The organism is Acidovorax sp. Root217 (genome assembly GCF_001428645.1).
Taxonomy (GTDB): domain Bacteria; phylum Pseudomonadota; class Gammaproteobacteria; order Burkholderiales; family Burkholderiaceae_C; genus Acidovorax.
In genome coordinates this window covers 542,390-553,360 of sequence record NZ_LMIH01000005.1, presented here as the reverse complement: position 1 = coordinate 553,360, position 10,971 = coordinate 542,390, and the positions used below count along the sequence as shown (strand labels likewise).

Sequence of the window (10,971 nt, the reverse complement as noted above, 5' to 3'; positions counted from 1 at the left end):
CAGCGAGGGGATCTGCGTGGGCGACGTGCGGGTGCTGGAATTGCCAAGGCCCAGTTGCCCGCCATTGCCGTAACCCCACGACCAGACCGTGCCGTCGGCACGCAACACGAGGGCATGGTCGTAGCCCATGGAGATGGCGGGCTGCACAGCGTGGGCAGAAGTCATCGCAAAAGCACAGCACAGGGCAGCAGCACCCAGGGCAACGGCAGTGCTCAAAGGCTTTTTCGTCATCAGATGTTTCATCGGTTCCCTCAAAAAAGTAAAAAAGAAAGATTGGCTGGACGCTTGGCGCCTGATCGCGTGGGGCGGGAAAAGCCGTACCGCAACCTCCGGGAGCCGGACCGTGGCGGGATGCGCCCCGTGTGCCCCTCAGCCAGCCAGCGGCGCCAGGGGCACGAAGCGGCAAGCCGCAATGCGATGGCGACGAGCGTCAAGACAGCGCAAGGTACCCATGGATGGCTTCCTGCGCCCCACCCCGCAGGGGTGAGGGATTTCCCTGCTCCTGCGCAAAAATGGGGTGGATCGGCCCGACCCCTTGCAAGCCATCGGCACAACTGGAAGCGTGTTTGACACCCTTCCAATCACCCCATGTCTTGAAACGGCAACAAATGCCCGTATCATTAGCACTCACTGCAACGGAGTGCTAACACTCCCTTGTTGGATGGAGTTTGGTAGCGCCTGGCCCTGTTCAGGCGCTTCGTACTGTCGGTAATTTTTTGACCCAGGAGCAATGCAATGAATCTTCGCCCCCTGCACGATCGCGTGATCGTCAAGCGTATCGAAAGCGAAACCACGACCGCCTCCGGCATCGTGATCCCCGACAACGCCGCTGAAAAGCCCGATCAAGGTGAAGTGCTGGCCGTCGGCCCCGGCAAGAAGAACGACAAGGGCGAACTGCTCGCCCTGAACGTGAAGGTCGGCGACCGCGTTCTGTTCGGCAAGTACTCGGGCCAGACCGTCAAGATCAAGGGCGACGAGCTGCTGGTCATGAAGGAAGACGACCTGTTCGCCGTGGTGGAGAAGTAAAGCTGCTGCGCAGGCGCCATGCGTCGTTGCGCGGTGCTCGCAATCCTCACGTACAGGAAGTACGTTCCGGTTGCTGTGCTCCGTGCGCCTAGCCTGGCACCTGCTCGCTACGCTTTCCCCTCTCCCCCAAGCCAGTAATTGATTCAGTTAAATTTCAGGAGCTCCAAATGGCAGCAAAAGACGTAGTTTTCGGCGGCGAAGCCCGCGCACGCATGGTTGAAGGCGTGAACATTCTGGCCAATGCGGTCAAGGTGACCCTGGGCCCCAAGGGCCGCAATGTGGTGCTGGAGCGCTCGTTCGGCGCCCCTACTGTGACCAAGGACGGTGTGTCCGTGGCCAAGGAAATCGAACTCAAGGACAAGCTGCAGAACATGGGCGCCCAGCTCGTGAAGGAAGTGGCCTCCAAGACCAGCGACAACGCTGGTGACGGCACCACCACTGCCACCGTGCTGGCCCAGGCCATCGTGCGCGAAGGCTTCAAGTACGTGGCCGCCGGCATCAACCCGATGGACCTGAAGCGCGGTATCGACAAGGCCGTGACGGCCCTGGTGATCGAGCTGAAGAAGGCTTCCAAGCCCACCACCACCTCCAAGGAAATCGCACAGGTCGGCTCGATCTCGGCCAACTCCGACGAAACCATCGGCAAGCTGATCGCTGACGCCATGGACAAGGTTGGCAAGGAAGGCGTGATCACCGTGGAAGACGGCAAGTCCCTCGACTCCGAACTGGACGTCGTGGAAGGCATGCAGTTCGACCGCGGCTACCTGTCGCCCTACTTCATCAACAACCCAGAAAAGCAATCGGCCATTCTGGACAACCCCTTCGTGCTGCTGTTCGACAAGAAGATCAGCAACATCCGCGACCTGCTGCCTACCCTGGAGCAAGTTGCAAAGGCCGGCCGTCCGCTGCTGATCATTGCCGAAGAAGTCGAAGGCGAAGCCCTGGCCACGCTGGTGGTCAACACCATCCGCGGCATCCTGAAGGTCGTGGCTGTGAAGGCTCCTGGCTTCGGCGACCGCCGCAAGGCCATGCTGGAAGACATCGCCATCCTGACGGGCGGCAAGGTCATCGCTGAAGAAGTGGGCCTGACCCTCGAGAAGGTGACCCTGGCCGACCTGGGCCAGGCCAAGCGCATCGAAGTGGGCAAGGAAAACACCATCATCATCGACGGCGCCGGCGCTGCTGGTGACATCGAAGCCCGCGTCAAGCAAGTGCGCGTGCAGATCGAGGAAGCCACGTCCGACTACGACCGTGAGAAGCTGCAGGAACGCGTGGCCAAGCTGGCCGGCGGTGTGGCCGTGATCAAGGTCGGCGCTGCCACCGAAGTCGAAATGAAGGAAAAGAAGGCCCGCGTGGAAGACGCACTGCACGCTACCCGTGCAGCGGTGGAAGAAGGCGTTGTGGCCGGTGGTGGCGTGGCCCTGCTGCGTGCCAAGCAAGCTGTCGGTGACTCGGTCAAGGGCGACAACGCCGACCAGGAAGCCGGTATCAAGCTGGTCCTGAAGGCCATCGAAGCGCCCCTGCGCGAAATCGTGAACAACGCTGGCGGCGAAGCCTCGGTGGTGGTGAACGCTGTGTTGGCCGGCAAAGGCAACTACGGCTTCAACGCTTCGAATGACACGTACGGCGACATGCTCGAACTGGGCATTCTGGACCCCACGAAGGTCACCCGCACGGCCCTGCAGAACGCTGCCTCCGTGGCTTCCCTGCTGCTGACGACCGAAGCCATGGTTGCAGAAGCACCCAAGGACGAGGCCGGTGCCGGCGGCGGCATGCCCGACATGGGCGGCATGGGTGGCATGGGTGGCATGGGCATGTAATTGCCCGGCCCGGCGCGGTGACCCGTTCACTGCGCTGTCAACCAGCAAAAAGCCCGCAGGCCTTACGGTCTGCGGGCTTTTTCTTTGGTGCGCGCCGTTCAGGTCATTTCAGCGCCTGCGTGGCCTGCGCCAGCTGCGTGATGCGCGCCCAGTCGCCCGAGCGCACGGCGTCGGCCGGCGTGAGCCACGAGCCGCCCACGCAGCGCACATTGGGCAGCGCCAGGTAATTCGGCGCCGTGGCATTGGTGATGCCACCCGTGGGGCAAAAACTCACCTGCCCGAACGGGCTGGCCCAGGACTTGAGTAGAGGGATGCCGCCGACGGCCTCGGCCGGGAACAGCTTGAGGAACTGGAAGCCATCGGCCAAGGCCTGCATGATCTCGCTGGAAGTGGCTACGCCGGGCAGCAGGGGCAGGTTCAGCCCCTTGCAGGCCGAACCCACGGCCGAGGTGTAGCCCGGGCTCACGGCAAAACGGGCACCGGCCTCGCTGGCGCGGCGCGCATCCTCGGCATTGAGCACGGTGCCCACGCCGACCACGGCCTCGGGCAACTGGCGCGCGATGGCTTCGATGGCGGGCAGGCCCGCGGGCGTGCGCAGCGTGACCTCGAGCACCTTGACGCCACCGGCGAGCAAGGCCTCGGCCAGCGGGATCGCGTCTTCGACCCGGTCGATCACGATGACCGGGATCACCGGGCCGTAGCTGGCGATATCGAGGGGGTTCAGGCCGGGGGTGGAGGCATTCACAGCCATGTACAGGCTCCTTGTTCAGCGCCGCCCGCATGGCGGCGAAAGTTGGCAAACAGTTCACGCCCGAAGCCGGTGGCCACGGGCGCCTTGCATTCGTCGGGGGTGCGCGCGGCCCATTCGGCCTCGTCCACCAGCACGTCGAGCGTACCCGCCACGGCGTCCACGCGCAGCAGGTCGCCGTCGCGCACCTTGGCCAGCGGGCCGCCGCCCAGCGCTTCGGGCGTCACGTGGATGGCGGCCGGCACCTTGCCCGAGGCACCGCTCATGCGGCCGTCGGTCACCAGCGCCACCTTGAAGCCCTGGTTCTGCAGCACGGCCAATGGCGGCGTGAGCTTGTGCAGCTCGGGCATGCCATTGGCACGCGGGCCCTGGAAGCGCACCACGGCCACCATGTCCTGCTGCACTTCGCCCGAAGCGAAGGCCGCGAGCAAGTCCTCCTGCGAGTCGAACACGCGCGCAGGTGCTTCGATGATGTGGCGGTCTTCCGGCACGGCCGAAACCTTGATCACGGCACGGCCCAGGCGCCCCTGCAGCAGGCGCAGGCCACCTGTGGGTGAGAAGGGCTTGGCCACGGGGCGCAGCACGGCCTCGTCACCCGAAGTGGCGGGCGCCGGCGCGCCACCGGCCTCTATGCCGCCCTCGTTCACGCTCAGCACGTCGGGATGCATGAGGCCGTTGGCCAGCAGCTCGCGCAGGATCCAGGGCGGGCCGCCTGCGGCCTGGAACTGGTTCACGTCGGCATCGCCATTGGGGTAGACGCGGGCCAGCAGCGGCACCACGGAGGACAGGTCGTCGAAATCGGTCCAGTCGATCAGGATGCCTGCGCTGCGCGCGATGGCCACCCAGTGGATCAGGTGGTTGGTGGAGCCGCCCGTGGCCAGCAGCGCGGCCATGGCGTTGACGATGCAGCGCTCATCTACCACATGCGCGATGGGCGTGAAGCGCTTGCCGCGCTTGCCGATGTCGAGCACGGTGCGCATGGCCTGGCGCGTGAATTCCTCGCGCTCGCCCGTGCCGGGCGGGGCAAACGCCGCATCGGGCACGTGCAGGCCCATGGCTTCCAGCAGCATCTGGTTGCTGTTGGCCGTGCCGTAGAAGGTGCAGGTGCCGGGGCTGTGGTACGCGGCCGACTCGGCCTTGAGCAGCTCGTCGCGGCCGACCAGGCCCTGCGCGTAGAGCTCACGCACCTTGGCCTTGTCCTTGTTGGGCAGGCCCGAGCCCATGGGGCCGGCGGGCACGAACACGCAGGGCAGGTGGCCGTAGTGCAGCGCACCGATCAGCAGGCCCGGCACGATCTTGTCGCACACGCCGAGCAGCAGCACGCCGTCAAACACGTCGTGGGACAGCGCTACCGCAGTGGCCATGGCAATAGCGTCGCGAGAGAACAGCGACAGCTCCATGCCGGGCGTGCCCTGTGTCACGCCATCGCACATGGCGGGCACACCGCCGGCCACCTGGGCCATGGCGCCGTGGCGCGCGGCCTCGTCGCGCAGCAGCGCCGGGTAACTCTGGTAGGGCTGGTGGGCCGACAGCATGTCGTTGTAGGCCGTGACGATGCCGATGTTGGGCGCCTTCTCGACCGTGACCTTGAACTTTTCGGAGCCCGGCAGCGCCGCGTAGGCATGGGCCAGGTTGGCGCAGCCCATGCGGTCCTGCGGCGGCTTGCGCTGGACCATGGCGTCGACCGTGGCCAGGTAGGCGGCGCGGGTGTCCTTGCTGCGCTCGATGATGCGGGCCGTCACGCGCGCTACGACTGAATGCATGGGATGCTCCATCGGGGGTGGACTTGGATAGTGGGGAAAAAGAGATTACAGCTCCAACGGGAGCCTCTAGAATGTAACTCGATAACCACCCCGGATCAAGCCAATGTCCCTGCAGACCCTGCTTTTGCCGCCCTCGGAACTGGGCGAATCGCCGTTCTGGCATCCCCATGAAACATCCCTTTACTGGTGTGACATCCAAGGAAAGCGGGTGAACGCCTGGGCGCCGGCCAGCGGGCAACTGCGCACCTGGGACATGCCCTCCGAACCGGGCTGTTGCGCCCCTGTGGCAGGCAAGAAACTAGTAATCGGGTTACGGGACGGTTTCTACCTGCTCGACACCACCAGCGGTGCCCTCACCTGCCTGGCGCTGCTGCCCGGCGACGTGCACGACACCCGCGTGCTGCGCCTGAACGATGGCCGCTGCGATTCGGCGGGCCGGTTCTGGGCTGGGTCGGTGATCAGCCCGCGCACGGCGCCCGACGCGGCACTGTGGCGGCTGGAGGCGGCGCCCGGCGGCTTTCGCGTGCAGAAGATGGCGGGCGAGAACTTCACCGCCAACGGCCTGGCCTTCAGCCCGGACGACCGCTGGCTCTACTGGTCCAACACACCCGAGCACCGCATCGACCGCTTTGCGTTCGATGCCGCCACCGGCAGCATCGAAAGCCGTGCGCCGTGGGCGACCTTCCCGCCCAAGGTGGCGGGCGAGCCCTATGGCGGCCGCCCCGATGGCGCGGCCGTGGACGTGCAGGGCAACTACTGGGTGGCCATGTACGAGGGTGCCTGCGTGCTGCAGCTCTCTCCCGCAGGCCAGGTGCTGCAGCGCGTTGCCATGCCCGTGCAATGCCCCACCATGGTCTGCTTTGGCGGCGACGACCTGCGCACGCTGTACATCACCTCGGCGCGCGCCGGCCGGCCGCAAGCGGAACTGGATGCGGCCATTCCGGCGGGCTCGCTGTTCAGCCTGCCCGTCGAAGTGCCGGGCCTGCCCGTGAACTTCTTCCAGGCCAGCGCGGCGATGTAAGACCCGTGCTCAGGGTGCGCGCTGCGCGCCCAGCGCCAGCAGCACGTCGTAGCAGGCGCCCATGTTGTGGTAATCGACCTTGCCGGCATTGCTCTTCTCGCGCGTGTGGTTGAGGTTGCGCCCGTCGAGGATGCGGAACCAGGCACCGTGCTCGTGGTCCACGAAGTGCTGCCAGCAGTAGGCCCAGATGCGCTCGTACCAATCCCAGTAGCGCGGCTCTCCGGTGTGCACGGCCAGCACGGCTGCGGCGGCCATGCTCTCGGCCTGCACCCAGTGGTACCTGCCGTCGTCGCAGATGCTGCCGTCGGGCGCCATGCCGTAGACGATGCCGCCATGGGCGGTGTCCCAGCCCTTGTCCATCGCGGCGTCGAACAGGAAGCGGGCACACGGCAGGTGCCAGGGCGCGGGCGCCAGCGCATCGAGCTGCAGCAGCAGCTTGGCCCATTCGGTCTGATGCCCGATCTGGTAGCCCCAGGGGCGGAAGATGTTGCTGCGGTCGTGGCGGTTGTAGTCCCAGTCCACCGACCAGTCGGCACGGAAATGCTCCCACACCCAGCCGCCCGACAGTGCTGCCTGGCGCTGGCAGATGCCCTGCGCGAGCTGCTCGGCACGCTCGATGTAGCGTCGCTCGCCCGTGGCGCGGAAGGCCGAGATCATGGCCTCGCAGGCGTGCATGTTGGCGTTCTGGCCGCGGTAGTCCGACAGTGCCCAGTCGCGCGCGGCCTCGTCGGCATACAGGCCCTCTGCCGGCTGCCAGAAATGCTGCTCGGCGGTATCAAAGGCCTCGGCCAGCCACTGCCGCGCCTCGGGCACGCCGGCTTCGTGCGCACGGGCATACGCCAGCATCACGAAGGCCATGCCGTAACAGTGGCGCGTGGCGTCGAGCAAGGTGGCGTGGCCGCCATGCCAGTCGATCAGCCAGGCGTAGCCGCCAGTGGCCGGGTCAAGGAAGGCCGTGCGCAGGAACTGCAGCGCATGCTCCACGCCCTGGCGGTAGCGCGCCTCGCCGGTGGTCTTGAACAGCATGGCATGCGTGACCACGAAGCGCGTGGCGCTCACCAGGTGGCGCGTGCGCTCGTCATAGACGGTGCCGTCGTCGAGGAAGAAGTGGTACATGCCGCCCCCCGCATCGGTGGCCACGGGCTCGTAGAACGCCATGGTCTGGCGGATGTGCGCGTGCAGGAATGCGGGCGAGCGGAAATCGGGTGGCTGCGGTGCGGTCATGTGTTTGTCTCCTTCATGGGCCGCATCTGCGGCACCGGCACCTCAAGGCGCCTTGTTATCCAGTCGTGTGCCGCTGCGCGGTGGCTCACCCGCGCAGGCGCGCCAGCAATCCCGCCGTGGAGCCATCGAGTCCCCCGGCATCGCCCGATGCCAGGCGCGCCTCCAGGTCGCGCGCCAGCACCTTGCCCAGCTCCACTCCCCACTGGTCGAAGCTGTTGATGCCCCACAGGCTACCGCTCACGAACACACGGTGCTCCTGCAGCGCGATCAGCGCACCCAACGATGCCGGGGTCAGCGATTCGAGCAACAGGAAGGTGCTGGGCCGGTTGCCCGGAAAGTGGCGATGACCGTCGTCAAGGCTGGCCTTGCCCACCATCAGCGCCTGGGCCTGGGCCAGGGCGTTGGCGAGCAGCTTGTCCTGGTGGCCCGGCAGCGGGTGCGCAGCCTGGCGCACGGCAACGATCTCCAGCGGCAGCACGTCCGTGCCCTGGTGCAGCATCTGGAAGAAGGCATGCTGGCCATTGGTGCCGGGCTCGCCCCAGAGCACGGGCGAGGTGGCGTATGGCAGCTCCTGCCCGTCGGCGCCCACGCGCTTGCCATTGCTCTCCATCTCGAGCTGCTGCAGATAGGCCGGCAGCCGGCCCAGTGCCGCATGGTAGGGCGCAATGCAGCGGCTGGTGAAACCATGGAAGTTGCGGTACCAGAGGTCGAGCAGGCCCAGGCGCACCGGCAGGTTGGCGGCCAGCGGCGCGGTGCGGAAATGCTCGTCCATGGCATGCGCGCCAGCCAGCAACTCGCGAAAACCCGCCGCACCGATGGCGATGGCGATGGGCAGGCCGATGGCCGACCACAGCGAGTAGCGCCCGCCCACCCAGTCCCAGAAGCCGAAGGTGGTGGTGATGCCCAGGGCGCCTGCCGCTTCCACGTTGGTGGTCAGCGCCGCAAAGTGGCGTGCCACGTCGCTGCCGCCCTCTGCGCCGAACCAGGCCAGCGCGGAGCGCGCATTGGCCATGGTCTCGGCGGTGGTGAAGGTCTTGGAGGCGATCAGGAACAGCGTGCTCTCGGCCTTGAGACCCTGGAGCACGCCATGCAGCTCGTGGCCGTCCACATTGGAGACGAAGTGCAGGCGCTTGCCTGCGGCGCGAAAGGCATCGAGCGCGAGCACCGCCATGTGCGGTCCCAGGTCCGAGCCGCCGATGCCGATGTTCACCACGTCGGTGATGCCGGCATCGCCGCGCACCTGCTCGGCGTACTGCAGCATGGCGCCCTGCGTGCCATGCACCTCGGCGAGCTTGTGCGCGATATCGGGGCCGTCACCCGGCAGCGCCAGGCCCTCAGGGCGGCGCAGCAGCGTGTGCAGCACGGCCCGGCCTTCGGTGTGGTTGATGGGCTGGCCCGCGAACATGGCGTCGCGCTGCGCAGCAAGGCCACAGGCCTCGGCCATGGCCAGCAACAGGGCTTCGGTGGGCCGGTCCCACAGGTTCTTGGAGAGGTCGGCGAACACCTCGGGGGCGGACTGACTGAAGTGCGCAAAGCGCTTTCTATCCTCGGCGAAGGCCTGCCGGAGGTCCAGCGCGCGCCCTTGCGCCTGGAACAAGGCCTGCAGCGCGGGCCACTGGGGAGTCTGGTCACAACGGAGGGGCATGGGAGAGCTACCTGGACAGGAAAATGGAAAACGGCAAGATAGTAACTTGATTACCAAAACAGGCTGGTACTTTTTTGTTGCAGACACAGCTTGGAACGCCATTTGCTCTACAGTCCTACACAAATCGATGTAACGTGATTACAATTTCGAGAGAAACGCACGACCACCAATGCACTGAATACGGAGACCCCATGAGTTTTGACCTTGTCCTGTTTGGCGGAACGGGCGACCTGGCCTGGCGCAAGCTCATGCCGGCGCTGTTCCAGGCGTTCCGCCACGGAACGCTGCCCGAAGGGGGCCGCATCATCGCGGTCGCCCGTGACGAGCTCAGCCATGAACAATACCGCAGCCTGATCCAGTCGCGCTTCGATGGCGTGGACCTGGCCAAGCGCCCCACCCCCGATGAGTTCGCACGCTTCGGCGCCCTGCTGCACTACCTGCGCATGGACCTGTCGCAAACCCAGGACTATGCCCGCCTGGCGGACATGCTGCACGAGCGCAATGCCGAGTCGGTGGTGATGTACGTGGCCACGGCACCGAGCCTGTTCACCAATGTCTGCGAACAGATCGCCGCCGTGGGCCTGAACGGCCCGACCACCCGCGTGGTGCTCGAAAAGCCCCTGGGCCACGACCTGCGCTCCAACCAGGCCATCAACGACACGCTGCGCCGTGTGCTCAAGGAAGAGCAGGTCTTTCGCATCGACCACTACCTGGGCAAGCCCTCGGTACAGAACCTGTTCGCCATGCGCTTTGGCAACGCATTGTTCGAGCCCCTGTGGCGGCGCGAAACCATCGCCAACATCCAGATCACCATTGCCGAAGAGCTGGGCGTGGAGACGCGCGGCGCCTTCTACGACCAGACCGGCGCCCTGCGCGACATGGTGCAGAACCATGCCCTGCAGCTTTTGTGCGCGATCGGCATGGAGCCGCCCATCAACGCCAGCGCCAATGCCATCCGGGACGAGAAGCTCAAGGTGCTGCAGTCGCTAAAGCCCTGGAGCGTGGAGACCATCGGCCAGCACGTGATCCGCGGCCAGTACGTGGCCGGCAAGACGCACGGTGCCAGCGTGCCCGGCTACCTGCAGGAAAAAGGCGTGGCCGCCGGCAGCACCACCGAGACCTTTGTCGCGCTGCGCACCGAGATCTCCAACTGGCGCTGGGCCGGTGTGCCCTTCTACATCCGCACCGGCAAGCGGCTGGCGGGGCGCGACGCGCACATCGTGGTCAACTTCCGGCCCGTGCCGCACCCGATCTTCCGCACCTCGGCCGGCGCAGCCAACCGCCTGGTGATCAACCTGCAGCCCAAGGACGGGCTGGAGCTGCACCTGCTGGCCCAAGGTGCCGCCCAGCACCAGACCGAACCAGCCCTGTCGCAGGTGTACCTGAACCTCGACTTCGACCAGCGCTTCGGCACAGAGCGCGTGGGCGCCTACGAACGCCTGCTGCTCGATGTGATCGCCGGCCGCCTGAACCTGTTCGTGCGCAGCGACGAGCAGGAGGAAGCCTGGCGCTGGGTGGAGCCCATCCTGCAGCACTGGCGCAACGATGCACTGGGCCCGCGGCCCTACACGGCCGGCAGCTGGGGCCCGAGCGCCGCCAGCGCGATGATCGCGCGCGACGGCTACTGCTGGAGTGAGGAGGTCTGACGCTCTTCGCGCTGCCCCACAACGAAAAAAAGGCTCCCGTTGGAGCCTTTTGTCATTCATGCCGGGTTGCGGCATTGG

General features: G+C 66.2%; 8 protein-coding genes and 1 pseudogene. 4 read left to right on the top strand and 5 right to left on the bottom strand.

Annotation, left to right across the window (positions count from 1 at the left end; genetic code table 11):
- Nucleotides 1-129: pseudogene (locus ASE31_RS32410) on the bottom strand (RCC1 domain-containing protein); the annotation flags it as partial.
- A 606-nt stretch (nucleotides 130-735) separates the two neighbouring features.
- On the opposite strand from ASE31_RS32410, the gene ASE31_RS04035 reads away from it, so the two are divergent.
- Nucleotides 736-1,026 (top strand): co-chaperone GroES, encoded by a 291-nt coding sequence (locus ASE31_RS04035; protein ID WP_057200209.1) that lies wholly within the window; start codon nucleotides 736-738, stop codon nucleotides 1,024-1,026.
- Between the two features lie 167 nt (nucleotides 1,027-1,193).
- Entirely contained in the window at nucleotides 1,194-2,846 is a 1,653-nt protein-coding gene (groL, locus tag ASE31_RS04030; protein ID WP_007854022.1) for a chaperonin GroEL, read from the top strand.
- Nucleotides 2,847-2,949: 103 nt separating this feature from the next.
- Here the strand turns inward: groL and ASE31_RS04025 are convergent, their stop codons facing one another.
- Nucleotides 2,950-3,597, bottom strand: coding sequence for a bifunctional 4-hydroxy-2-oxoglutarate aldolase/2-dehydro-3-deoxy-phosphogluconate aldolase (locus ASE31_RS04025; RefSeq protein ID WP_057200208.1), 648 nt, complete (start codon nucleotides 3,595-3,597; stop codon nucleotides 2,950-2,952).
- A complete protein-coding gene (edd, locus tag ASE31_RS04020; protein WP_057200207.1) occupies nucleotides 3,588-5,357 on the bottom strand; it encodes a phosphogluconate dehydratase in 1,770 nt (589 codons plus the stop codon). The genes ASE31_RS04025 and edd overlap by 10 nt, the downstream gene beginning before the upstream one ends.
- A 103-nt stretch (nucleotides 5,358-5,460) precedes the next feature.
- Here edd and ASE31_RS04015 point away from each other — a divergent pair, with 103 nt between their 5' ends.
- Entirely contained in the window at nucleotides 5,461-6,378 is a 918-nt protein-coding gene (locus ASE31_RS04015; RefSeq protein WP_057200206.1) for an SMP-30/gluconolactonase/LRE family protein, read from the top strand.
- A 9-nt stretch (nucleotides 6,379-6,387) separates the two neighbouring features.
- Here the strand turns inward: ASE31_RS04015 and ASE31_RS04010 are convergent, their stop codons facing one another.
- Nucleotides 6,388-7,602, bottom strand: coding sequence for an AGE family epimerase/isomerase (locus ASE31_RS04010; protein WP_057200205.1), 1,215 nt, complete (start codon nucleotides 7,600-7,602; stop codon nucleotides 6,388-6,390).
- Nucleotides 7,603-7,687: 85 nt separating this feature from the next.
- Nucleotides 7,688-9,247 (bottom strand): glucose-6-phosphate isomerase, encoded by a 1,560-nt coding sequence (gene pgi / locus ASE31_RS04005; RefSeq protein WP_057200204.1) that lies wholly within the window; start codon nucleotides 9,245-9,247, stop codon nucleotides 7,688-7,690.
- A 191-nt stretch (nucleotides 9,248-9,438) separates the two neighbouring features.
- On the opposite strand from pgi, the gene zwf reads away from it, so the two are divergent.
- Nucleotides 9,439-10,893 (top strand): glucose-6-phosphate dehydrogenase, encoded by a 1,455-nt coding sequence (gene zwf / locus ASE31_RS04000; RefSeq protein WP_057200203.1) that lies wholly within the window; start codon nucleotides 9,439-9,441, stop codon nucleotides 10,891-10,893.
- The last annotated feature ends 78 nt before the right edge of the window (nucleotides 10,894-10,971 follow it).